The organism is Rossellomorea sp. ABR4_004 (assembly GCF_056159585.1).
The window spans coordinates 2,405,111-2,428,314 of the sequence record NZ_JBSWVM010000001.1; the positions used below are offsets into that span (position 1 = coordinate 2,405,111).

The following is a 23,204-nucleotide window of genomic DNA, read 5'->3' on the forward strand; positions in this document are numbered from 1 at the left end:
CGCCTCCGCTTTTCTATGTGTCCAGCTCCAGGGGCTTGGGGCTCGAGGTCATAAGCCGAGTAACCCAAAAAGGCAAAGAACGCCTTTCCGGGTTACTCGTCTTATGCTTGTCGCCCCAGGGCGAGCCCCTTCCTCTTTTCTAATATCCAGCTCCGGGGCTTGGAGGCTCGAGGTCATAAGTCAAGCATGCCAAAAAGGCAAAGAGCGCCTTTCCGATGAACTTGTCTTATGCTTGTCGGGCCTGATCAAGCCGCCTCTGTTTTTAATGTTTACATAATTTCTCAATGGTTGGGGAATGTTAGGTGTGTAGAAAAAACGTACTTTTTGTTGAATAAAATATATTGACAGGTGTTCCTTATTCTTGTTAAAATAATAAATTTATTTGACTAAAATTACATAATGTGTTATATTTGATTATAGTGAGGTGGAAGCGAAATGCCAAAAACATTAGCCGACATTAAAAGATCCCTTGATTCTAATCTTGGGAAACGTTTAATGCTTAAAGCAAACGGTGGACGTCGAAAAACAATTGAGCGTTCAGGTGTTCTAGCCGAAACGTATCCTTCTGTATTCGTGGTTCAACTGGATCAAGAAGAGAATGCGTTCGAACGAGTTTCTTACAGCTATGCAGATGTTCTCACTGAGACAGTTCAATTAACATTTTATGATGAAGCAACAGGAAATATCATCTTTAGCCAGCAGTAGACAATCGTTTGCTGCTTTTTTATTTGTCCTATTTTCAGGAAGTACATAAATAGAGGATTCTCCATTGTTATGTTTTGTCCTTTTGTACACATACTAAACGTGTGGTACATCTAAAGGAGGTAGACTTATGAGCAGAAGAAGAGGAATCATGTCTGATCAATTAAAAGAAGAAATCGCTCAGGAATTGGGATTCTATGATGTTGTTCAGAAGGATGGTTGGGGTGGAATCACGTCACGGGATGCAGGAAATATGGTGAAGCGAGCAGTTGAGCTCGCAAGTCAGCAATTATCTGAAAATCGTCCTCACTAACTCTTTTCACGCATACAGTATTACATCTTTTATCAGTACCATATACAGGGGGCCGCCTTAAAAGTGTAGTGCTTTTCAGGTGGTCCCTGTTTTTAATAAAGACAAGACAATCTTTCCTATCAGTACTTTACGTGATAAAATAACATACTTGTATGAGTATGTTTAGAAGTTAACACTCTCAATAATAAGTGTATGATACAATATAACAAAGAGTATTGGTAAGAAGGTGATGATATGAGGTTATTAGTGAAGGCGCCGGCAAAAATTAACCTATCACTTGATGTTTTACATAAACGTTCAGATGGTTACCATGAAGTTGAGATGGTTATGACTACAATTGATTTGGCAGATAGAATTGAGCTTACGAATCTTTCTGATGATACGATTAAGATTCTCTCGCATAATCGATTTGTACCGGACGATGGAAGAAATCTTGCCTATCAGGCTGCGCAGCTTTTAAAGACGAGGTTGAATATCAAAAAAGGGGTAGCCATCTCCATTGATAAAGTGATACCTGTAGCAGCAGGATTGGCAGGAGGGAGCAGTGACGCGGCAGCAACCTTAAAAGGGTTAAATCGATTATGGGATTTAGGTCTCAGTATGGATGAGCTGGCAGAGCTCGGTTCCGAAATTGGTTCAGACGTATCTTTCTGTGTTTACGGAGGTACAGCTCTAGCATCAGGAAGAGGCGAGAAGATCAAACATCTACCAGCCCCACCAAATTGCTGGGTCATATTAGCAAAACCAACAATAGGGGTTTCAACAGCTGATGTTTATAAAAATTTGGATTTGAAAAACATTACACATCCGAATACAAACGCCATGGTTTCAGCTTTAGAACATGGAAATTATCATGATATATGCTCCAATCTTGGGAATGTACTTGAATCGGTCACATTGGATATGCACCCTGAAGTGGCTCAAATCAAGGACCAAATGGAGCGTTTTGGTGCCGATGCGGTTCTAATGAGCGGAAGTGGACCAACGGTATATGGATTAGTGCAATATGAATCAAGACTTCATCGAATCTATAATGGTTTACGAGGTTTTTGTGATCAAGTGTTCGCTGTGCGCATGCTGGGAGATTAAGAGCTCTTGCCGAAATCCGTATATTAATGATATATTTACATTATAATATTCGGATTTAGGAGGTTTCTTTGGTGAAGTTTAAGCGTAGTGAACGATTAATTGATATGACGCATTATTTATTAGAACGCCCCCACCAACTTGTTCCTTTAACATTTTTCTCTGAACGGTATGGTTCTGCAAAGTCTTCCATCAGTGAAGACTTGACGATAGTAAAGGAAACATTTGAGGGACGGGGCGTGGGTACTGTTCAAACAGTTCCCGGAGCAGCCGGTGGAGTGAAATATGTTCCAAAGGTAAACAGTCAGGAAGCGAAAGAAATGATAGATGAGCTTTGTGTTCATCTGGAAAGCTCAGATCGTTTATTACCAGGTGGATACCTTTACATGACTGACCTGCTGGGTAACCCTCAGCTTATGAAAAGTGTCGGGAAGTTACTGGCATCTGCTTTCGCTGAGAAAGATATTGATGTCATCATGACAGTAGCGACAAAAGGAATACCGATTGCAAATGCGATTGCCTCATACTTAAATGTTCCAGTGGTCATTGTAAGGCGGGATAGCCGAGTAACAGAGGGTTCGACTGTGAGCATTAATTATGTCTCCGGCTCATCGAAGAGAATCCAATCCATGGTTCTTTCAAAGAGAAGTTTGAAGGAAGGGTCTAAAGTATTGGTTGTCGATGACTTCATGAAGGCGGGAGGAACCATCAACGGTATGAAGAACTTGCTGGAGGAGTTCTCGGCTACTTTATCCGGAATAGGTGTTTTAGTTGAATCCAATAGTATCGATGGTCGACTAGTGGATGATTATGTTTCTTTGTTAAAATTGTCTGATGTGAATGAACAAGATAAACAGATTTCATTGACAGAAGGAAATTATTTTCAATCAAATTTAACATTTCTACCATAAGGGGAGGCATTTAATATGCGTGTAGTTTCTACTAAGCAAGCACCAGCAGCAATTGGTCCATACTCTCAGGGGATTGTCGTAAATAATTTATTTTACAGTTCAGGTCAAATACCTCTGACGGCAGAAGGTACTATGGTGGAAGGGGATGTAGCGGAACAAACGCATCAGGTGTTTCGTAATCTTCAAGCCGTACTATCAGAAGCTGGAGCGTCATTGGAAACAGTGGTGAAAGCAACTGTATTCATTAAGGATATGAATGACTTTGGTTCAATTAATGAAGTATATGGAGAATATTTTAGCAACCACAAGCCGGCTCGTTCTTGTGTAGAGGTAGCCCGTTTACCTAAGGATGCATTGGTTGAGATCGAAGTAATCGCACTCGTGAAGTAATATTCACGGGTGTTTTTTTGTGTCAAAAAGGAAGTGTAGTTCAAATGAAATAGATGAAAGGATATAAAAAATAAAACTTTTCAAAAAATTTTACAATTTAAGAAGGAATATCTAAATAATTCGTTGAATACATAGAGTAGATTTCATCTAGGGAAAAAGGTGGTGAACAGAATGGAAGTAACAGACGTAAGATTACGCCGAGTAAACACCGATGGTCGCATGAGAGCTATCGCATCTATTACGCTGGATAATGAATTTGTTGTTCATGACATTCGCGTTATCGATGGGAACAATGGCTTATTTGTAGCGATGCCAAGCAAGCGAACTCCAGATGGGGAATTTCGTGATATTGCTCACCCAATCAATTCGGGTACTCGCGGCAAGATCCAAGATGCCGTATTAGCTGAGTATCACCGTCTAGGTGAGCTAGAAGAAGTTGAGTTAGAAGAAGCTGGGGCTTCCTAATTAAATCTATAGCATCAAGAGCCTACTTTTTTGTAGGGCTCTTTTTTTTGTCTTCAGAGCCGGTCATTTATAAGCGGCAGTTCTTACGTTTTCTGTATACCCCTATTTTTAGAGAGATGAAACCTATTTTTAATATTTTTTTACATCCCAAGGAAAAGAAAATTTTTGGGAGAGATGTTTGACTAAGGCTAATAGGGTCTATTGTGTGAATTTCTCTTATGCTTGTCGGGCCTGATCAAGCCGCCTCCGCTTTTCTATGATGTCCAGCTCCAGGGGCTTGGGGCTCGAGGTCATAAGCCAAGTAACCCAAAAAGGCAAAGAGCGCCTTTTAGGGTTACTCGTCTTATGCTTGTCGCCCCAGGGCGAGCCCCTTCCGCTTTTCTCTATGTCCAGCTCCGGCGGCTAGAGGCTCGAGGTCATAAGTCAAACCTGCAAAAAAGGCAAAAGGCGCCTTTCCAGCAGGTTCGCCTTATGCTTGTCGCCTCTGATCAAGCCGCCTCCGCTTTTCTATGATGTCCAGCTCCAGGGGCTTGGGGCTCGAGGTCATAAGCCAAGTAACCCTAAAAGGCAAAGAGCGCCTTTTAGGGTTACTCGTCTTATGCTTGTCGCCCCAGGGCGAGCCCCTTCCGCTTTTCTATGATGTCCAGCTCCGGCGGCTAGTCCCTCGAGGTCATAAGTCAAATCAACCAAAAAGGCAAAAGGCGCCTTTCCAGCAGGTTCGCCTTATGCTTGTCGGGCCTGATCAAGCCGCCTCCGCTTTTCAATGACAAATATATGTACTTTTATATGAATCCTTGAAATGATAGAGTTTTTAGGATATATTCGTTATGGATAAAAAGGTTATTGGAGGACCAAAAATGACAAATCGATATGCCGTTATATTAGCTGCCGGGCAAGGTACGAGAATGAAGTCTAAGCTTTACAAAGTTCTTCATCCTGTGTGTGGCAAGCCGATGGTGGAACATGTGGTCGACCAAATTTCAACTCTTCATATAGAAAAGACTGTCACAATCATCGGTCACGGTGCTGAGCTTGTGAAGTCGCATTTAGAAGGCAAGAGTGATTTTGCCCTTCAGGCTGAGCAATTAGGTACCGCTCATGCTGTTATGCAGTCTGAAGATGTGTTAGGTGATTTAGAAGGTACTACTTTAGTGGTATGTGGTGATACACCGCTCATTAAAGGAGAAACGATGGAAGCGTTAGTGAAGCATCATGAAGGACAGGGTGCGAAAGCGACTATCTTGACTGGACACACTGAATCTCCTGATGGATACGGACGCATCATCCGTAACCAGGAAGGCTTGGTGGAACGCATCGTAGAACATAAGGATGCAACTGATGAAGAGCGTAGCGTGAAAGAAATCAACACAGGAACATATTGTTTCGATAATAAAGCGTTATTCGATGCCCTGAAAAAGGTTTCAAATGATAACGTACAAGGTGAGTATTATTTACCGGATGTGATTGAGATTCTTCAATCTGAAGGTGAAATCGTAAGTGCGTATCAAACAAGTGACTTTGATGAGACATTAGGTGTGAACGACCGTGTCGCACTTTCTCAAGCAGAGATCACGATGAAAAAGCGCATCAATGAATACCATATGCGCAATGGTGTAACGATAAAGGATCCAAACAATACGTATATTGATGCCGATGTAACGATTGGCAGAGATACAGTCATCCTTCCAGGGACGGTTCTTAAAGGCGACACTTCAATTGGTGAAGATGCTATGATCGGACCAAATTCTGAGGTGAAGGATTGTCAGATCGGTGACCGATCAGTTGTGAAGCAATCTGTTTCTCATGACAGCTCGATTGGTTCGGATGTTCATATTGGGCCATTTGCTCACATTCGTCCGGCTTCTACCATTGAAGATGAAGTGAAGATTGGTAACTTCGTTGAAATTAAGAAGGCTTCGTTCGGAAAAGCAAGTAAAGCATCCCACCTAAGTTACATTGGAGATGCAGAGGTTGGAAGTGACGTCAACATTGGATGTGGATCGATCACGGTGAACTATGATGGGAAGAATAAGCACCTGACAAAGATTGAAGATGGTGTATTTGTAGGCTGTAATTCAAATCTGGTCGCCCCTGTTAAAGTAGGAAAAGGTGCATACATTGCTGCTGGTTCTACGATTACTGAGGATGTTCCGGGAGAGTCTCTTTCGATTGCAAGAGCTCGCCAGGTTAATAAAGAAAACTACGTTCAAAATCTAAATCATAAGAAATAATTGGAGGTCCACAATGCCAAACTCTTATATTAATTCCAAATTGAAAATTTTCTCCCTTAATTCAAACTACCATCTTGCAAAGGAAATTGCGGATGAAGTAGGAGTTGAATTAGGGAAGTCTTCTGTTAAGCGTTTTAGTGACGGTGAAATTCAGATTAACATTGAAGAAAGTATCCGTGGTTGTGATGTATTCGTCATTCAGTCTACTTGTCAGCCTGTAAACGAAAACCTGATGGAGCTTCTTATTATGGTGGATGCGCTGAAACGTGCTTCTGCTAAAACGATTAACATAGTTATGCCTTATTATGGTTATGCCCGTCAGGACCGTAAAGCGAGAGCACGTGAGCCTATCACGGCTAAATTAGTGGCAAACCTGTTGGAAACAGCCGGTGCTACCCGCGTCATTACACTGGACCTGCATGCTCCTCAAATTCAAGGCTTCTTTGATATCCTGATCGATCATCTGATGGGTGTCCCTATCTTAGCGGATTACTTTGAAGAAAGAGGATTCAATAACGAAGACCTTGTCATAGTATCTCCGGACCACGGAGGAGTGACAAGAGCACGTAAGCTTGCAGAACGCCTGAAAGCGCCGATTGCCATCATTGATAAACGCCGTCCGAAACCGAACGTTGCAGAGGTCATGAACATCGTTGGTAATATTGATGGTAAAATTGCCATCTTGATCGATGATATCATTGATACTGCCGGTACGATCACGCTTGCAGCCAATGCGCTAGTGGAAAACGGTGCGAAAGAAGTATTCGCGTGCTGTACGCATCCTGTTCTTTCTGGACCTGCGATTGAGCGAATCCAAAATTCAAATATTAAAGAGCTGGTCGTAACGAACTCTATTCCATTAGGCGAGGAGAAAATGATCAGTAAAGTGAAGTCGCTGTCAGTTGCTCCACTAATCAGTGAAGCCATCATCCGTGTCTACGAACAACAATCTGTCAGCACGCTTTTTGATTAAGAATTAATATATGTAGTTTGTGCATATCAAGAAGAGCCTGTCCTTATTTAGGGCAGGCTTTTCTGTTATTCTTCGTTTAGACTCTTTTCGCAAAGTTTGTGGTTATCTTAAGGAAGAATGTAGTAGTTGATTTCCGCTACAGGATGCTCGCTTTCCGCGGGGCGTGAGTTGAGCCTCCTCGGGCTTTGCCCTGTGGGGTCTCAACTTTCCCGCTATTCCCGCAGGAGTCGAACATCCTTCCGCTCCAATCAACTTTCTGAGCATAAATCCTCATTAGAATGAGAGAAAAACAAGACTTTTAGAAAGCAACCTCATATCAAGTGAGTAAAGATAGATCTCCTTTTGAGAAAGAAGCATTCTGTTTTCTAGTTACATTGTTTTTCTCGCACACCTTAAGCTCTGTCACGAAAAATCTCTTAAAGATGGTGAGGGGAACTGCGTAGACTCCTGCGGAAGTACGGGCGTGCCGAGACCCCGGAAGCGAAGCTGAGGAGGCTCGGCCGAACGTCCGCGGAAAGCGGAGCAGTTCCCCTCACCATCCTCCACATACTAATTGACAGAGCTCAAGCAGACCTTATGTTAAAAAGCAACAATCTGTATAAAAAGGGCCTTCTTCTAAAACAGCTATCTGACAACCTTCCATAAGCACCCTTCCCGTCATAAATTGATTTTTCTATGTTTATTTCAAATCATAATAGGGTAATTACTATATATAGAACTTTAACTAACATAAAAGATTAGGGAAGGTGTTGGATTAGACATGGCAACTGAATTAAAAGCAAATACCAGAAAAGATTTTAAACGCTCTTCATTAACAAAGCTGAGACACGAGGGGAATATCCCTGGGGTCGTGTACGGCTACAAAGCAGATAATACACCAATTATGGTAGATGCCATTACGTTTATTAAAACGATTCGTGAAGTAGGAAGAAACGGAATTATTTCCTTAAATGTAGATGGCAATAAACAAAATGTCATTTTAAGTGACTATCAGCAGGATCACTTGAAGGATGCCGTTACCCACGTAGATTTCCTTGCCGTTAATATGTCACAGGAGATCGATGCGGATGTTCGTATTGAGCTTGTGGGAGAAGCGGCAGGAGTGAAGGACGGCGGAGTACTACAGCAGCCGTTGCATGAGGTTTCTGTAACAGCTAAACCTAAAGATATACCGGAATCAATCGAAGTTGATATTGCAGAACTTCAGGTTGGAGAAACGGTAACGGTAGGTGATATCCGCGACAAATACAGTGTCACTCTTAATGAAGAGGACGACCGTACAATTGCCTCCATCCTTGCTCCACGACAGGAAGAAGAAATTGACAGCGGTGAAGAACAGGAAGCTGGTATCCCTGAGAATGAAGAAGGAAGAGAATCAGAAGCCAGTGAAGAAAGTGAATCTAAGGAAGAATAAAAATCAATATTTTTTGGCGTAACCTTTTGCAGGTTGCGCTTTTTACGTTATTCTAGAGGTATAAGGTCAGAAGAGGTGTTAGACATGAAATTAATCGTTGGACTAGGAAACCCGGGATCACAATATGAGAAGACACGTCATAATATCGGGTTTGTTATTATAGATGCTTTAGCAGATCGACTGGGGATTTCATTGAATCAGTCAAAGTTCAAAGGGGTATATGGGACCTACCATTATAAAGGGGAAAAAATCGTCTTATTAAAGCCGCTTACCTATATGAATTTGTCTGGGGAAAGCATTGTTCCGCTAATGGATTATTTTAATATTGAAGATGAAGATTTGCTTGTTATTTATGATGATTTGGATTTACCTGTAGGAAAGATAAGGTTGAGGCAAAAGGGAAGTGCCGGTGGACATAATGGAATAAAATCCACCATCGCTCATTTGGGCTCTCAGAACTTCAATCGCCTTAGAATAGGAATTGATCGCCCTGTAAACGGTATGAGTGTCCCGGATTACGTTCTTGGAAAGTTTAGTAAGGACGATCAAGGAGAATTGGATAAAGTCATCTCTGCTAGTGTGGAAGCATGTGAAACATGGTTTGATAAACCTTTCCTAGAAGTGATGAATAAATTCAACTAACGAATTCATATACTACATTTCGAGGACTGAAAAATCTTGGTGACCCACCATCATTCCTGTGAAGAGTTGAATAACTCCCCTCTAACAGGTTCATACTACATGTATAAATGTGTATGGAGGGAAAAGGTATGGCGATCCATTATCAGTGTCGGCATTGTGGTACAAATGTTGGAACACTTTCAAACGTATCTGTCCATTCAGAGCAGCTCGGGATTCATACGCTGTCAGATGAAGAACGGTTACATATGGTTCAGTATCAGGACAACGGAGATATCCAAGTGAAGACCATCTGTGAAGATTGTCAGGAGAGTCTGGAGAGAAATCCTGACTATCATCAGTTAGATCATATCATTCAGTAAGAACGCTTTGGTGAAGAACCAAAGCATTTTTCTGTTTACAGTTGTGATTATATAGAAGATCCAAAGGGGAGGAGCGTACACTTGAAAGGTATTTTAAAACAGGTTCACCAAAGTGAAGAAATTCAGTCCATCATCGCTGGAGTGGAGGAGCAATTATCGGAACAGCTTGTCGCAGGATTGTCCGGCTCATCCCGAACAGCTTATATAGCGGATGTATATTTACAGACGAATAAATCCACCATAGTGGTTACGCATAATTTGTTTCAAGCCCAGAAAGTCTATGATGATCTCATTCAGTTTTTATCCGAGGATGAAGTATATTTATATTCTGCTAATGAGTTAATCGCAGCGGAATTAAGTGTGGCGAGTCCGGAACTGAGAGCTCAACGTATCGAAGTGTTGAATAAGCTTTCTCAGAATCATTCGGGTGTATATATTGTACCTGTTGCCGGATTAAGAAAGATCCTTCCTCCGAAATCCATGTGGGAAATGAATCAAATCCGTTTTAAAACCGGTGAAGATATTGATCTGGATGAAGTATTGAATCAATTGGTTCAGATGGGGTATCAGCGGACGGGAATGGTTAACACACCTGGTGAATTCAGCCTTCGCGGGGGAATCGTTGATATATTCCCATTAACGTCCCAGAATCCTGTCCGTATCGAATTATTTGATACCGAAATTGATTCGATTCGCATCTTTTCAGTTGAGGACCAGCGTTCGATTGATAAACGTAACGCTATGGAAATAGGACCTGCCACAGAGGTTTTATTAAGCTATGAGAACATCGAAAGGCTCATCCGCGAAATTGAAGCTGGACTTTCCGCCAGCTTAAAGAAGGTGAAAGCGGCAGCTGTAAAGGAAAAGATGACTGAGTACATAGGGCATGAGGTTGATCAGCTTGAGAACGGACAAGTTCCTGAGCAAATTTTCAAGTACTTGTCCCTGGCGTATGATCATCCTAGTAGTTTGCTAGATTATTTACCTGAAGACGGGGTCATTTTCTTTGACGAATTCAGTCGTGTACAGGAAATGAGTGAGTCCCTTGAGAAAGAGGAAGCAGAGTGGTATACCTCGCTGTTGCAAGAAGGACAGATCATCCATGACGTACCTGTATCCCATGCGTTCTCCGAGTTGATTAATCACACGAAGCTACCAAAGGTGTACTTTTCTCTTTTCCTGCGTCACATTCCAAATACAAGCCCGCAGAATATCTTTAATGTTTCTACAAAGCCCATGCAGAATTTCCATGGGCAGATGAATGTATTAAAGGCAGAATTAGACCGCTGGAAAAAAGGGAAGTATACGGTTGTCTTACTGGGACCGGATGAAGAACGGGTCAAGAAACTTCAAAGGGTACTGGACGATTATAAAATTGAAATCGCCTTTGTAGAAGATGGAAATAAGCTGCTGCCTGGCACGATCCAAATGATCAACGGCAGCCTGACGAACGGATTTGAACTTCCTCTTCAGAAACTGGCCGTTATTACAGAAGAGGAATTGTTCAATAAGAAAACCCAAAAGAAGCCCAGAAGGCAAAAGCTTTCAAACGCTGAGAGAATCAAAAGCTATTCTGAGCTGAAGGTGGGGGACCATGTGGTTCATGTGAATCACGGGATCGGTAAATTCCTCGGGATTGAAACATTGGAGATCAATGGTGTTCACAAAGACTATCTCCATGTGAAATATCAGGGGAATGACAAGCTCTATGTTCCCGTTGATCAAATTGAACTTGTCCAAAAATACGTCGCTTCAGAGAATAAGGATCCAAAGCTTTATAAGCTGGGCGGAAGCGAATGGAAGAAGGTCAAATCAAAGGTTCAATCCTCTGTTCAGGATATAGCAGATGATCTCATTAAGCTCTATGCTGAAAGGGAAGCGGCAAAAGGCTATGCATTTTCCCCCGATGGTGACATGCAAAGAGAGTTTGAAATGGTGTTTCCATACGAAGAAACCGATGACCAGCTGCGATCTGTAAGTGAAATTAAGCAGGATATGGAAAGAGAACGGCCGATGGACCGTTTATTATGTGGAGACGTAGGTTACGGAAAAACAGAAGTGGCCATTCGGGCAGCCTTCAAAGCAATTGCCGATGGAAAGCAGGTCGCTATCCTCGTTCCGACCACCATCCTTGCTCAACAGCATTATGAGACGATCAAGGAACGTTTTCAGGACTTCCCCGTTGAAATCGGATTATTGAGTCGTTTTAGAACACGAAAGCAGCAGCAGGAAACGACGAAGGGTCTTAAAAACGGAACCGTGGATATCGTAGTGGGCACTCACCGCCTTCTTTCCAAAGACATTCAATACAGGGACATCGGTTTATTGATCATCGATGAAGAACAGAGATTTGGAGTCACACACAAAGAAAAAATTAAACAATTAAAAACGAATATTGATGTGTTGACCTTAACGGCTACTCCGATTCCAAGGACTCTCCATATGTCGATGCTTGGAGTACGGGATCTTTCTGTCATTGAAACACCACCGGAGAATCGATTCCCGGTTCAAACATATGTAATGGAGTACAACGGAGCTTTGATCAAAGAAGCCATTGAAAGAGAAATGGCCAGGAACGGTCAGGTGTATTTCCTATACAACCGAGTGGAGGATATTGAAAGAAAAGCGGACGAAATTTCCATGCTTGTGCCGGATGCGAGAATAGCCTACGCACACGGGCAAATGAGTGAAAACGAGCTCGAAGCAGTGATCTTAAGTTTCCTTGCAGGTGAGTATGATGTACTGGTCACTACGACCATCATTGAAACAGGTGTGGATATACCGAATGTGAACACGTTGATTGTCTTTGATGCCGATCGGATGGGCTTATCTCAACTCTATCAATTAAGAGGAAGGGTTGGACGTTCGAACAGGGTGGCCTATGCCTATTTCACCTACCGTAAAGATAAGGTGCTCACGGAAGTCGCCGAAAAACGTTTGCAAGCGATAAAAGAATTTACTGAGCTCGGTTCAGGATTCAAGATTGCCATGCGTGACCTGACGATCCGTGGAGCAGGAAATCTTCTGGGAGCACAGCAGCACGGCTTTATTGATTCTGTCGGATTTGACTTGTACTCTCAAATGCTGAAAGAAGCCATCGAAGAGCGAAAAGGGGATCTTCCGAAACAGCCGGAGTCGAGCTTTGAAGTGGATATGGAAATCGATGCCTATATACCGGATGACTATATTAAAGATGGACATCAAAAGATCGAAATGTATAAACGATTCCGCTCCATCTCTTCCCTCCCTGAAATAGAAGAGCTGGAAGAAGAAATTCTTGACCGTTTCGGCGAGTATCCAGAGGAAGTGGGCTATCTATTCTTAATCTCTGAAATGAAAATATACGCTAAAAATACAAAGCTTGAGTCCATTAAGCAGGATAAGAAATCAGTGAATATCTTTATGTCGCCAGAAGGAACGGCGCAGATCGATGGGTCCAAGGTCTTTAACTTATGCAATAAACACGGCCGGGCTGTGGGTCTCGGAATGGAAGGATCTAAGCTTAAAATATCGATTAATACCTCACGCTTAGAATCATCCAAGTGGTTTAATATGGCTTATGACATCATTAAGCATTTAGATGAAGCGTTAAAAGTAGAAGAAAACGCCTGATAATGATAAGAGCTTCACATATATTCATCAGATGAAATACGGAAATTCTTACCTTCGTTATAATACTGTAACCAAAATGTAAACGCGCTGTTTGTTTTACTTTACTATGATAAGGGTATTAGTATTTATGCAGCTGCCAACAATGGAAAAAGATACCTGCATTAGAATTTTAGTGAAATTACAGAAAAAATAACTGAATGTGTATAGAACTTCTAAGTTGTAAGATACTAAACTCAACAATGGTAAAGTATTCAATAACAAGTTGATACATTGCCAAATAAAATCATCTGATGAAAGTGAGGCAACTATAGATGAAAGCAACTGGTATTGTTCGTCGTATTGATGATTTAGGGCGTGTCGTCATTCCGAAAGAAATTCGTAGAACATTAAGGATTCGCGAGGGAGATCCCCTTGAAATCTTCGTCGATCGTGACGGAGAAGTCATCTTAAAGAAATACTCCCCAATCAGTGAACTTGGTGACTTTGCTAAGGAATACGGCGAAGCATTATACGACAGCCTTGGAAGCGCCGTGTTAATTTGTGATCGAGATGCTGTAATAGCGATCTCTGGCGCTTCAAAGAAAGAATATTTAAATAAGAACATCAGTGAACTGGTTGAGAAAGTTATGGATGACCGTACGTCTCTGTTACACACTCAACAAGGACAAGCTGAGCTTGTCGATGGACACGGTGAAGAACTGGCTTCCTATACGATAGCCCCGATCGTCGCAAATGGTGACCCGATTGGCGCCGTTGCGATCTTCTCGAAGGAGCGTACAGTAGGCGAAGTGGAACAAAAGGCAGTAGAAACGGCAGCTGGCTTTTTAGCAAGACAAATGGAGCAATAATTTCTAAGAGCGGCACTTAGCCGCTCTTCTTTTTTATTTTTGGCCTGCTGCAGAGAGAAAACAGACCGCTGTTTATGGTAAAATGACCAGTACATAAACGATTTTTTCTCTGCATGGTCAGACTCATTGAGCATTGAAAAAAGTGGTGAAGAAAGGCAGGAAAACTGGTTGAGTAAGAAGTACTCTTCCAATCAATTTTTGAAAGGGGCAATGGTATTGACGGTTGCTGCACTAGTGACGAAGATATTAAGCGCAGTATATCGTGTGCCGTTTCAAAATATTGTTGGAGATATTGGATTTTATATCTATCAGCAGGTGTATCCTTTTTACGGAATTGCCATTGCATTATCCACCTACGGATTCCCTGTGATCATCTCGAAGTTAGTAGCCGAGAAAATAGAAAATGAAGATGATGAAGGAGCCAAGAATGTAGCCGTCACCTCCTTCATGTTCCTATGTCTCGTTGGATTGAGCTGGTTTCTCATTGTGTACTTTGGGGCAGGCGTGATTGCCCGTTGGATGGGGGACCCATTCCTTAAACCGTTGATTCAAGTCATTTCTTTATCTTTCCTGTTGTTAGCTCCCCTTTCTGTTCTGAGAGGTTACTATCAAGGAAAGGAAGATATGGTGCCCACTGCTGTTTCACAGGTGACAGAGCAAATGGTGAGAGTGGTGACGATTCTTGTGTTTTCTACCATTTTGGTATCTCAAGGGTATTCCCTGTATATTGCGGGGAACGGAGCGCTATTCGGTTCTATAACCGGTGGACTGGGAGGATTGTTGGTTTTACTTCTCATTGTGACTGCCCGCAGAGAAAAGCTTTTTTCACTGGAATCCCTGAGGTTGTCTCCTGATTATTTACATATTTGGTCACGGTTATTAATGAACGGAACAGCCATTTGTGTAAGTGCCATGCTTCTGGTCCTACTTCAATTTGTTGATTCCTTGAATGTGTATTCTCTCCTGACCTCGTCTGGAATGGAAGCAGAGTCAGGGAAAACGTGGAAGGGGATTTATGACCGGGGTCAGCCCTTTGTCCAGCTGGGGACAGTAGTGGCTACCTCCATTTCCCTTACCATCGTTCCATTGGTGACAAGTGCCTACTTGAAAAAGAAAGAAAATTTGATAAGGGAGTACAGTCTGTTATCCCTTAAAATCAGCATTACCATCGGATTTGCAGCTACATTGGGAATCATCAATATCATGGTTCCTACCAATACGATGTTATTCGAAAATGCATTGGGCTCAAAGGTGATCGCCGTATTCTGTCTTTCCATTTTCTTTAGCTGTCTTATTCTTACGTTTTCAGGTATTTTCCAAGGAATAGGTAAGATTTATTACCCGGCATTCTGTATTTTGATAGGCATTCTCTTAAAATATCTCGGCAACGCCTATCTCATTCCCCTCATGGGTATTATGGGAGCGTCCATTTCGACGGTCGGTTCTTTAGCTGTTATTACCGGTATGATGATCTTGAAACTAAGGAGATTATTCCCTATCCGGTTCTTCCCCTTTTCTTTCTATAGAACCTTAGTGCTGAGCGGCGGAGCTATGACCCTCGTGTTACAGGTATTCCTGCAGATTTATGATACACTTTTAGACAAAGGAATGCCTGAACGAGAGCTTTCGGTCCTTTTTTCTTTAGGAGGAGCGTGTATGGGTGCCATTATCTTTTTGATTGTTTTTTTAAGAGGTAATGTCCTTTCCAGGGAAGAAATGGGTTTCTTGCCGTTTGGTAGTAAGTGGGTAAGGATCATGAATGTCATACAACCAATGAATAAAAAGTAGCGAGGAGATCAATATGCATACAATAACAATTGTGGGTTTAGGTGCAGGGGACATCGAACAACTCCCATTAGGAGTGTACCGATTACTAAAGAGTACCTCACATTTATACTTACGTACGAAGGAGCATCCGGTCGTAAAGGATTTAATGGCAGAAGGAGTAGCGTTTCAATCCTTCGATTCTGTATATGAGAAGCATGATAAGTTCGAACAAGTGTATGAAGAAATTGTACATGAGCTGGTTTCGGAATCTGAAAAGTATTCCATTATCTATGCCGTTCCGGGTCATCCATTAGTGGCTGAAAAGGCTGTTCAAATGCTTCTGGATCTCCATGAAGAAGGAAAGATACAAGTGTCGATAGGCGGAGGTCAAAGCTTCATTGATGCTCTGTTCGCTTCTGTCGGAGCGGACCCGATCGACGGCTTTCAGCTGTTGGACGGTACGGCCTTAAAGCTTCACGACATTCATATGAATCAACAGCTTATCATCGGACAGGTGTATGATGCCTTTATCGCTTCTGAGGTGAAGATTACCCTGATGGAGCTATACCCATACGATTATGAGGTCATGCTGGTAACAGCGGCTGGCAGCAAGGAAGAGAAGGTGGATAGAATCCCCTTGGTTGAACTTGATCGTGTCGCCCACCTCAGCAATTTAACTAGCTTATACGTCCCGGCTGTGAAAGAAATGGCATCCACTTATAAACAATATGCAACATTAAGAGAGATCATCTCGACACTAAGGGGACCAAATGGTTGTCCTTGGGATAAAGAGCAAACACATCATTCCCTCAAGAAGTTTCTACTTGAAGAAACGTACGAGTTACTTGAAGCCATTGAGGAAGACGATATTGATCATATGATTGAAGAGCTGGGGGATGTCCTTCTTCAGGTCATGCTTCATGCCCAAATAGGTGAGGATGAAGGAATGTTCACCATGGAGGAAGTGATTGAAAGTCTTGCTTCCAAAATGGTCCGAAGACACCCTCATGTATTCGGTACCGTTCAGGTAGAAAATACGGAACAAGTGAAAGCGAACTGGGATGAAATCAAGAAGCAAGAAAAGCAGGATGAACATGAACCGATGCTTAAGAACGTTGCCAAAGGAATGCCGGCTCTGATGAAGGCATATGAATACCAGAAGAAAGCCGCAAAAGTAGGATTTGATTGGCCAGATCCACAAGGTGCCTGGGAAAAAGTATGGGAAGAATTAAAGGAATTTGAAAACGAGGTCGAGAATAATAGTGAAAACCATATCAACAAAGAATTTGGAGATATTTTATTCGCGCTGATCAATGTGGCCAGATTCTATAAGATATTTCCAGAGGAAGCCCTGTCTATGACGAATACAAAGTTTTACCGCCGCTTTTCTTATGTGGAGGAACAGGTTTTGAAGACGGGAAAAAGCTTTGAGGATTTCACTTTAGAAGAGTTAGACCAATTTTGGATCGAAGCCAAAAAGATGAATATCGAATAAGGGGAAATGAATAATGGTATCCATGAGATTAGATAAATTCTTAAAAGTATCAAGATTGATAAAAAGAAGAACGATGGCTAAAGAAATTGCCGACCAGGGCCGTATAACAGTGAATGGGCTGCAAGCAAAAGCGAGCTCTAACGTGAAAGTCGGAGATGAATTAAGCGTGAGGTTTGGTCAAAAGATTATGAGGGTAAAGATAGAAAGGCTTCTTGAAACAACCAAAAAAGAAGAAGCAAGTGGACTTTATTCCGTACTTTCAGAAGAAAGGGTTCAAGAAGAAACGGAATAAGGATTACATAGTAAGAGGCTCAATTTTGGTTCTATTTTTCCCCTGAAAACATAAACATAGTTACAAAGCTTGTACTATGGGAATGTGAGGGATGGGTATGAATCAATATTATGATGGAAACAAAGATAAAACGACTTTTCAGGAACATGACGTCATGATGAGGGGCCGCAAGCTTCTAGATATCACGGGTGTTAAACAGGTGGAAAGCTTCGACAATGAAGAGTTTCTACTCGAAACCGTAATGGGCTTTTTGTCTGTCAGAGGTCAAAATCTACAAATGAAAAATCTAGACGTGGATAAAGGCATCGTCTCCATTAAAGGAAAGGTGTTTGATCTTGTTTACCTGGATGAACAAAATGGGGAGAAGGCTAAAGGCTTCTTTAGCAAGTTGTTTCGATGACACTCTCAACCCAGTTCTACACCATGCTCTCCATGATCGGAATGGGAGCTTTATTTGGTGCGACATTAGACACGTACAATCGGTTCTTAAACCGGTCTGAAAGAAAACGGTGGCTTGTATTCTTAAACGATATTATGTTTTGGATATTACAAGCCCTGTCGATTTTTTATATTTTATTTATCGTCAATTTTGGAGAGATCCGTTTTTATATTTTCATTGCTTTGCTGTGTGGTTTTGCTGGTTATCAGGCCCTCATCAAGCAGCTTTATCTGGCCTTTTTGGAAAGGGTGATCTTATTTTTTATCTCCCTTTATAATTTTGGTGTGAAAATGGTGAAAAAATTAATTTATTCACCGATAAAATGGATAATTGTGCTTCTCATTACCATGGTATTATCTATAGGAAAAGGGCTCTTATCCGTCATAATCTTCCTGTTAAAGGTGATCTGGAAAGTGTTACAATGGGCGATTAAGCTCGTAACGGCTCCAATATGGTGGATATTAAAGGGTATTTGGAATTTATTGCCGAAAAATCTTACAAAAAGAGTCGAGAAGTTATATAATAAAGTGGCAGGAATTTTTAAATCAAATATCAAAAAAGTATATAGAGTGGTAGAAAAGTTCAAAAAGAAACCTAAAGACAAAGAATAGGGCTTAAGCTTTGCCACTCCATATTGTAAAGGAGGTTCGGGAATGAGAAAAAACGTGACACCAATGGAAAATGAATATGTTCGTCATCAGGAGCATATGCATCAATCGTCTTCTAAGAGAAAAAAACGTTTGGTCCGTCGATTAGCAGTATTTTTAGTTTTAGTATTGGCAATTAGTGGATTTTTAGTTTCGACTCTCATTTCCAGAGCCCAGGTTTTAGAAGATAAACGTACTGAAAAAGCACAATTAGAAAAAAAGTTAGAACATCTAAAAGATAAGCAAACCGCGTTGGAAGAAGAGATTGTGAAGCTTAACGACGACGAATATATAGCCAAACTGGCGCGCCGGGATTACTTTTTATCAGATGAAGGTGAGATTATTTTCAACATACCTGAACCAGATAAAGAGAAAGAAGAAGAGGTGTCTTATTGACACTCTTTTTTTTAATTGGCTATAATATATAGTAAGGTTTATCTTTTATCATTTTAAGGAGGAGCATTTCTTTTATGTCAATCGAAGTAGGCAGCAAGTTACAGGGTAAGGTAACAGGTATTACAAATTTTGGAGCGTTCGTGGAATTATCGGAAGGTTCAACAGGTTTAGTTCACATTAGTGAAGTTGCAGACAACTATGTTAAGGATATTAACGAACACCTTAAAGTTGGCGACGAAGTAACAGTTAAGGTTATTAATGTTGAGAAAGATGGAAAGATCGGTTTGTCCATCCGAAAAGCGAAAGAGCAACCACAACGCCCGCAGCGCCCTCAGCGTCCTCAACGCCCGCGTAGTAATAATAACAAGCAGAACGACACACGCACTAAAGAGAGTTTCGAACAAAAGATGGCACGTTTCTTGAAAGACAGTGAGGATCGTCTATCATCTTTAAAGAAAAATACTGAGTCTCGTCGTGGTGGAAGAGGGGCGAAAAAAGGTTAACTTGCTGTCTATTAACTCATATAGCAGGTTGTGAACGGAAAACAGGCATACTCATAAGGATGAGTGTGCCTGTTTTTTTTGCCGTGTATAAAGGAAATCGACCGTCCCCTATCGAATAAAATAGTCTTAACTAATTTTATGGAGGCCGCCATTATGAAAAAAGATCAGATAATCGATCATCATGAATCGTTTAAGCTGTGGCTTAATGAATTGAAAAGGATCAATGATAAAGAGTGGTTTCAGCCAATGGAGGAAAGCAAGTGGTCGATTGCTGCAAATGTTTCTCATATGATCAAATGGGACCAATATTCATTAGGAGAGGTTCTCCCGAAGGTTTCAGAAGGAGCGCAGCTGTCTCCTTTTCCGGATTTTCAACGTTTTAATGGAGAAGCTGCAGAATATGCTCATAACGTGGTAAACAAGGAAGCTTTGATTGAAGAGGGTATCAAAACACGTGAATCGATTATAGCTTATGTAAATAGCTTATCTGATGATGATTTACAACATTCGTTCTCAGTAGGAGATCAAAGCTTTACTCTTGAAGAGTTTTTTGAAGACTTCATCGGTCATGATAAACATCACCAGGAGCAAATAGAAGAAGTGGTGTCTGCAGAAAAAGCCTGATGTGCCTCTTTATGCGGAAAAGACCTGAATACAAAAAAGACTATCAGAAATGATAGTCTTTTTTTACTATGACCCGTACGGGATTCGAACCCGTGTTACCGCCGTGAAAGGGCGGTGTCTTAACCGCTTGACCAACGGGCCATGAAATATGGTAGCGGCGGAGGGGATCGAACCCCCGACCTCACGGGTATGAACCGTACGCTCTAGCCAGCTGAGCTACACCGCCATATTTATGCGCCTTTTAGGCACAAAATATATGATACATAGAAAGAATTATCTTGTCAATATAATCTAGTAAAGAATTTGTCAAAATTCCCTCAAGTATACTCGCATAAGCGTTTAGGACTAAAAAAGTAGAAAAGAAGAATAAACACCAATAGAATATTCTGAATATTTTACCGGAATCCATAGAAAGTCGTCGAAACTTTCTTAGTATGTATTCCCTCATTTTGACAAAGTTTTAAGCTTGTACCATTTATACTTAACAAAAAAGAAATGGGGAGTGTTTCATACATGGGGAAAGCCGATCAGTCGATCATAGAACCTGTTCAGAACGTGGACATTGAACACACTAGGGTGGAACTATCCAAAAGAATGAAGTCTATTTATTCGAAACTGGAGTGGCTGTTCGTAGAAAAGGGGATCGCCTTATTCGTTATCGGATTTTTATTGGGAAGAGCGTTAATCCTGTCGCATTTAACGCCGTTTGCACTGCCGTTCTTCGCCTCTGTTTACATTATTCGAAGAGAGAAATCTCCCATTGCATTAATAGGGTTGCTTGCAGGAGCTCTCACCTTATCTCTTCCTAGTATCAGTTATACGTTCGTCAGTGCGGTAATATTCCTATTAGCGTTCCGATTGTCTCAGAAATATCATAAGAATAATTTGAGAGTCGTCGCTTTTTATGTCTTTTTCACAGTCATGGTAGCAAAACTTTCATTCGATTATATCCAGCAAGGACAAGCACTGACAGTGTACAACGGAGTAATGGCGTTAATAGAAGCGAGCCTTGCTTTTCTTTTAACGTATATATTCATTCAAAGTGTGCCCCTTGTAACCGTTCAGCGTAGAAGGAAGTCGCTGAAGACAGAAGAAGTGGTCAGTCTGATCATTCTATTAGCATCTATTATGACAGGTACGATCGGATGGTCTGTATATAATCTGTCTGTGGAACATGTGTTATCAAGATACTTAGTGCTGCTGTTTTCCTTTATAGCAGGGGCTACAGTGGGCTCCACAGTAGGGGTTGTCACTGGGCTTGTTTTCAGTTTAGCCAATGTTTCCAGCTTTTATCAAATGAGCTTGCTTGCTTTCTCGGGGCTTCTGGGCGGACTTATGAAAGAAGGAAAGAAATTCGGAGCAGCAATCGGTTTGTTAATCGCTACTTTATTAATGGGGATGTACGGAGAAACAGATACGGTTATAACGAAAACCTTATATGAATCGGGGGTAGCGATTTTACTATTATTTTTAACCCCTCAAAGTTTAACGTCTAAAATTGCCAAGCATATTCCTGGAACTGCCGAATATCAGCAGGAACAACAGGGATACATGAGAAGGGTGAGAGATGTGACCGCTAACAGGGTCACACAGTTTTCCTCGGTGTTTCAAGCGTTGTCCAATAGTTTTCAACAAATAGAAGATCGATTTGAAGAGGAGGAAGATAAAGAGTTCGATTATTTCTTAAGCAATGTGACAGAGAAAACGTGTCAAACCTGTTTTAAGAAGGATCAGTGCTGGGCCCGGAATTTTGATAAAACCTATAATCTGATGAAAGATGTGATGACCGAGTATGATCAGGGCCGTGTCCCCCTGTCTCCAAAACTTGCTAGAGAAGTAGAGAAGCATTGTACGAGAGAGAAAAAGCTGAAAGAAACAATATATCAGGAGTTGACCTTCTATCAAGCGAATCTGAAGTTAAAGAAGCAGGTCCAGGAAAGCAGAAAACTGGTCGCCGATCAATTACTTGGAGTATCAGAGGTGATGGGGAACTTCGCGAAAGAAATTCAAAGAGAAAGGGAGAATCATCATATTCAGGAAGAACAAATCTTATCTAGTATCGGAGAGTTTGGAATCGAGATTGAAAACATTGAAATCTATAACCTGGAACAGGGGAATGTTGATATAGATATGACGATGCCTTATTGCGGGGGGCATGGACAGGGTGAAAAGCTGATTGCCCCGATGTTATCGGATATTTTAGGTGAAAATATCATTGTTCAAAAGGAGGAGTGTGCTCAATTTCCGAACGGTCAATGTCATGTGACCTTCCAATCTGCCAAGAAATTTGTAGTGGATACCGGAGCTTCTCATGCAGCAAAAGGGGGAGGACTGGTATCAGGAGACAGCTACTCGATGATTGAATTAGGAAGGGGGAAATATGCTGTTGCGATTAGTGACGGAATGGGGAATGGAGAGCGGGCTCACTATGAAAGCAATGAAACCCTGAGGCTTCTGAAAAAAATACTGGAATCCGGAATTGAAGAACAGGTAGCGATCAAATCCATCAACTCGATACTATCTCTCAGAACGAATGATGAAATTTTCTCTACATTGGATTTAGCCATGATCGATCTGCAGAATGCGTCATCGAGGTTCTTGAAAATTGGTTCAACCCCGAGTTTTATTAAGCGGGGAGATAAAATCATAAAGGTAGAGGCAAGCAATTTACCAATGGGAATGCTTCAGCAGGATTTCGATGTGGATGTCGTGTCTGAGCAGTTAAAAGCAGGAGACCTTCTCATTATGATGAGTGATGGTGCCTTTGAAGGACCGAAACATGTAGAAAATTATGACCTATGGATGAAGAGGAAAATAAAGGAGCTGGAAACGGAGGAACCACAAGAAGTGGCCGATATTCTAATGGAGGAAGTGATCAGGTCGAGCTCCGGCTTAATAGAAGATGATATGACCATTGTGGTGTCAAAAATCAAACATAATATACCGAAATGGTCGTCTATCCCTGTGCAAAAATCGAAAACGAAGGATAAAAAGAGAATTTCCTAGGACGTATATTCACCCTATAAAAATAGTTCACTAGAGTATAAATCCCTCCTTATTAGGCGAAGATGGTAACAACTTTAGAATGAGGAGGG

22 protein-coding genes and 2 tRNA genes are annotated in these 23,204 nt (G+C 41.5%); 22 read left to right on the forward strand and 2 right to left on the reverse strand.

Translation table 11 applies throughout. The features are described 5' to 3' along the window. Positions 1-435: 435 nt before the first annotated feature. From veg to ACXAF2_RS12250, 21 genes are all read left to right on the forward strand, one after another. Positions 436-705: a biofilm formation stimulator Veg gene (veg, locus tag ACXAF2_RS12150; protein WP_032085220.1), complete on the forward strand. Its 270-nt coding sequence runs from the start codon at positions 436-438 to the stop codon at positions 703-705. A gap of 127 nt (positions 706-832) precedes the next feature. Beyond that, a complete protein-coding gene (locus ACXAF2_RS12155; RefSeq protein ID WP_148996577.1) occupies positions 833-1,015 on the forward strand; it encodes an alpha/beta-type small acid-soluble spore protein in 183 nt (60 codons plus the stop codon). Positions 1,016-1,249: 234 nt separating this feature from the next. After that, positions 1,250-2,104 (forward strand): 4-(cytidine 5'-diphospho)-2-C-methyl-D-erythritol kinase, encoded by an 855-nt coding sequence (gene ispE, locus ACXAF2_RS12160; protein WP_113971036.1) that lies wholly within the window; start codon positions 1,250-1,252, stop codon positions 2,102-2,104. Positions 2,105-2,175: 71 nt separating this feature from the next. After that, positions 2,176-3,012, forward strand: a complete 837-nt coding sequence (gene purR / locus ACXAF2_RS12165; RefSeq protein ID WP_475138957.1) for a pur operon repressor — start codon at positions 2,176-2,178, stop codon at positions 3,010-3,012. A 15-nt stretch (positions 3,013-3,027) separates the two neighbouring features. Beyond that, complete coding sequence (locus ACXAF2_RS12170) at positions 3,028-3,402, forward strand: RidA family protein (RefSeq protein WP_475138958.1); 375 nt, start codon at positions 3,028-3,030, stop codon at positions 3,400-3,402. A 171-nt stretch (positions 3,403-3,573) separates the two neighbouring features. Next, positions 3,574-3,867: a septation regulator SpoVG gene (gene spoVG / locus ACXAF2_RS12175; protein WP_032085215.1), complete on the forward strand. Its 294-nt coding sequence runs from the start codon at positions 3,574-3,576 to the stop codon at positions 3,865-3,867. An 857-nt stretch (positions 3,868-4,724) separates the two neighbouring features. Further along, complete coding sequence (glmU, locus tag ACXAF2_RS12180) at positions 4,725-6,098, forward strand: bifunctional UDP-N-acetylglucosamine diphosphorylase/glucosamine-1-phosphate N-acetyltransferase GlmU (protein WP_475138960.1); 1,374 nt, start codon at positions 4,725-4,727, stop codon at positions 6,096-6,098. A gap of 13 nt (positions 6,099-6,111) precedes the next feature. Next, positions 6,112-7,071, forward strand: coding sequence for a ribose-phosphate diphosphokinase (locus ACXAF2_RS12185; protein ID WP_475138962.1), 960 nt, complete (start codon positions 6,112-6,114; stop codon positions 7,069-7,071). A 760-nt stretch (positions 7,072-7,831) separates the two neighbouring features. Next, entirely contained in the window at positions 7,832-8,485 is a 654-nt protein-coding gene (locus tag ACXAF2_RS12190; protein WP_475138964.1) for a 50S ribosomal protein L25/general stress protein Ctc, read from the forward strand. A gap of 84 nt (positions 8,486-8,569) precedes the next feature. After that, positions 8,570-9,127 carry an aminoacyl-tRNA hydrolase gene (gene pth / locus ACXAF2_RS12195; RefSeq protein ID WP_475138966.1) on the forward strand — a complete coding sequence of 186 codons (558 nt, stop codon included), beginning with the start codon at positions 8,570-8,572 and terminating at the stop codon, positions 9,125-9,127. Between the two features lie 128 nt (positions 9,128-9,255). After that, positions 9,256-9,486, forward strand: a complete 231-nt coding sequence (locus ACXAF2_RS12200; RefSeq protein ID WP_148971311.1) for an anti-sigma-F factor Fin family protein — start codon at positions 9,256-9,258, stop codon at positions 9,484-9,486. An 81-nt stretch (positions 9,487-9,567) separates the two neighbouring features. Beyond that, the gene (gene mfd, locus ACXAF2_RS12205; protein ID WP_475138967.1) at positions 9,568-13,098 is read left to right on the forward strand and encodes a transcription-repair coupling factor; all 3,531 of its coding nucleotides are present in this window, start codon (positions 9,568-9,570) and stop codon (positions 13,096-13,098) included. Between the two features lie 311 nt (positions 13,099-13,409). Beyond that, complete coding sequence (gene spoVT, locus ACXAF2_RS12210; protein ID WP_148996584.1) at positions 13,410-13,946, forward strand: stage V sporulation protein T; 537 nt, start codon at positions 13,410-13,412, stop codon at positions 13,944-13,946. Positions 13,947-14,114: 168 nt separating this feature from the next. Further along, on the forward strand, positions 14,115-15,734 hold the full coding sequence (locus ACXAF2_RS12215; protein WP_475138968.1) for a putative polysaccharide biosynthesis protein: 1,620 nt from the start codon (positions 14,115-14,117) through the stop codon (positions 15,732-15,734). A gap of 13 nt (positions 15,735-15,747) precedes the next feature. Then, positions 15,748-17,208 carry a bifunctional methyltransferase/pyrophosphohydrolase YabN gene (gene yabN, locus ACXAF2_RS12220; protein ID WP_475138970.1) on the forward strand — a complete coding sequence of 487 codons (1,461 nt, stop codon included), beginning with the start codon at positions 15,748-15,750 and terminating at the stop codon, positions 17,206-17,208. 22 nt (positions 17,209-17,230) lie between these two features. Beyond that, positions 17,231-17,500 (forward strand): RNA-binding S4 domain-containing protein, encoded by a 270-nt coding sequence (locus ACXAF2_RS12225; protein WP_044340650.1) that lies wholly within the window; start codon positions 17,231-17,233, stop codon positions 17,498-17,500. A 97-nt stretch (positions 17,501-17,597) separates the two neighbouring features. Beyond that, positions 17,598-17,900, forward strand: a complete 303-nt coding sequence (gene yabP / locus ACXAF2_RS12230; RefSeq protein WP_044340620.1) for a sporulation protein YabP — start codon at positions 17,598-17,600, stop codon at positions 17,898-17,900. After that, positions 17,897-18,550, forward strand: coding sequence for a spore cortex biosynthesis protein YabQ (gene yabQ / locus ACXAF2_RS12235; RefSeq protein WP_475138971.1), 654 nt, complete (start codon positions 17,897-17,899; stop codon positions 18,548-18,550). The genes yabP and yabQ overlap by 4 nt, the downstream gene beginning before the upstream one ends. 42 nt (positions 18,551-18,592) lie before the next feature. Continuing rightward, the gene (locus ACXAF2_RS12240; protein WP_475138972.1) at positions 18,593-18,982 is read left to right on the forward strand and encodes an FtsB family cell division protein; all 390 of its coding nucleotides are present in this window, start codon (positions 18,593-18,595) and stop codon (positions 18,980-18,982) included. A 74-nt stretch (positions 18,983-19,056) separates the two neighbouring features. Further along, positions 19,057-19,485 carry a S1 domain-containing RNA-binding protein gene (locus ACXAF2_RS12245; protein WP_044340617.1) on the forward strand — a complete coding sequence of 143 codons (429 nt, stop codon included), beginning with the start codon at positions 19,057-19,059 and terminating at the stop codon, positions 19,483-19,485. 153 nt (positions 19,486-19,638) lie between these two features. Next, the gene (locus ACXAF2_RS12250) at positions 19,639-20,109 is read left to right on the forward strand and encodes a DinB family protein (RefSeq protein ID WP_475138974.1); all 471 of its coding nucleotides are present in this window, start codon (positions 19,639-19,641) and stop codon (positions 20,107-20,109) included. 69 nt (positions 20,110-20,178) lie between these two features. On the opposite strand, the gene ACXAF2_RS12255 is transcribed toward ACXAF2_RS12250, so the two are convergent. Continuing rightward, positions 20,179-20,250: transfer RNA gene (locus ACXAF2_RS12255), tRNA-Glu, on the reverse strand. 8 nt (positions 20,251-20,258) lie between these two features. After that, positions 20,259-20,335, reverse strand: a tRNA-Met gene (locus ACXAF2_RS12260). 287 nt (positions 20,336-20,622) lie between these two features. Here ACXAF2_RS12260 and spoIIE point away from each other — a divergent pair. After that, on the forward strand, positions 20,623-23,115 hold the full coding sequence (gene spoIIE, locus ACXAF2_RS12265) for a stage II sporulation protein E (RefSeq protein WP_475138975.1): 2,493 nt from the start codon (positions 20,623-20,625) through the stop codon (positions 23,113-23,115). Positions 23,116-23,204: the final 89 nt, after the last annotated feature.

Excerpts from the sequence above, each read along its gene's own strand:
- spoVG (WP_032085215.1), top strand. The coding sequence starts at position 3,574 with ATGGAAGTAACAGACGTAAGATTACGCCGAGTAAACACCGATGGTCGC.
- ACXAF2_RS12200 (WP_148971311.1), top strand. The coding sequence starts at position 9,256 with ATGGCGATCCATTATCAGTGTCGGCATTGTGGTACAAATGTTGGAACA.
- ACXAF2_RS12225 (WP_044340650.1), top strand. The coding sequence starts at position 17,231 with ATGAGATTAGATAAATTCTTAAAAGTATCAAGATTGATAAAAAGAAGA.
- pth (WP_475138966.1), top strand. The coding sequence starts at position 8,570 with ATGAAATTAATCGTTGGACTAGGAAACCCGGGATCACAATATGAGAAG.
- ACXAF2_RS12185 (WP_475138962.1), top strand. The coding sequence starts at position 6,112 with ATGCCAAACTCTTATATTAATTCCAAATTGAAAATTTTCTCCCTTAAT.
- ACXAF2_RS12245 (WP_044340617.1), top strand. The coding sequence starts at position 19,057 with ATGTCAATCGAAGTAGGCAGCAAGTTACAGGGTAAGGTAACAGGTATT.
- spoVT (WP_148996584.1), top strand. The coding sequence starts at position 13,410 with ATGAAAGCAACTGGTATTGTTCGTCGTATTGATGATTTAGGGCGTGTC.
- spoIIE (WP_475138975.1), top strand. The coding sequence starts at position 20,623 with ATGGGGAAAGCCGATCAGTCGATCATAGAACCTGTTCAGAACGTGGAC.
- ACXAF2_RS12170 (WP_475138958.1), top strand. The coding sequence starts at position 3,028 with ATGCGTGTAGTTTCTACTAAGCAAGCACCAGCAGCAATTGGTCCATAC.
- veg (WP_032085220.1), top strand. The coding sequence starts at position 436 with ATGCCAAAAACATTAGCCGACATTAAAAGATCCCTTGATTCTAATCTT.
- yabN (WP_475138970.1), top strand. The coding sequence starts at position 15,748 with ATGCATACAATAACAATTGTGGGTTTAGGTGCAGGGGACATCGAACAA.
- ACXAF2_RS12250 (WP_475138974.1), top strand. The coding sequence starts at position 19,639 with ATGAAAAAAGATCAGATAATCGATCATCATGAATCGTTTAAGCTGTGG.
- ACXAF2_RS12155 (WP_148996577.1), top strand. The coding sequence starts at position 833 with ATGAGCAGAAGAAGAGGAATCATGTCTGATCAATTAAAAGAAGAAATC.
- glmU (WP_475138960.1), top strand. The coding sequence starts at position 4,725 with ATGACAAATCGATATGCCGTTATATTAGCTGCCGGGCAAGGTACGAGA.
- yabQ (WP_475138971.1), top strand. The coding sequence starts at position 17,897 with ATGACACTCTCAACCCAGTTCTACACCATGCTCTCCATGATCGGAATG.
- yabP (WP_044340620.1), top strand. The coding sequence starts at position 17,598 with ATGAATCAATATTATGATGGAAACAAAGATAAAACGACTTTTCAGGAA.
- ACXAF2_RS12240 (WP_475138972.1), top strand. The coding sequence starts at position 18,593 with ATGAGAAAAAACGTGACACCAATGGAAAATGAATATGTTCGTCATCAG.
- ACXAF2_RS12190 (WP_475138964.1), top strand. The coding sequence starts at position 7,832 with ATGGCAACTGAATTAAAAGCAAATACCAGAAAAGATTTTAAACGCTCT.
- ispE (WP_113971036.1), top strand. The coding sequence starts at position 1,250 with ATGAGGTTATTAGTGAAGGCGCCGGCAAAAATTAACCTATCACTTGAT.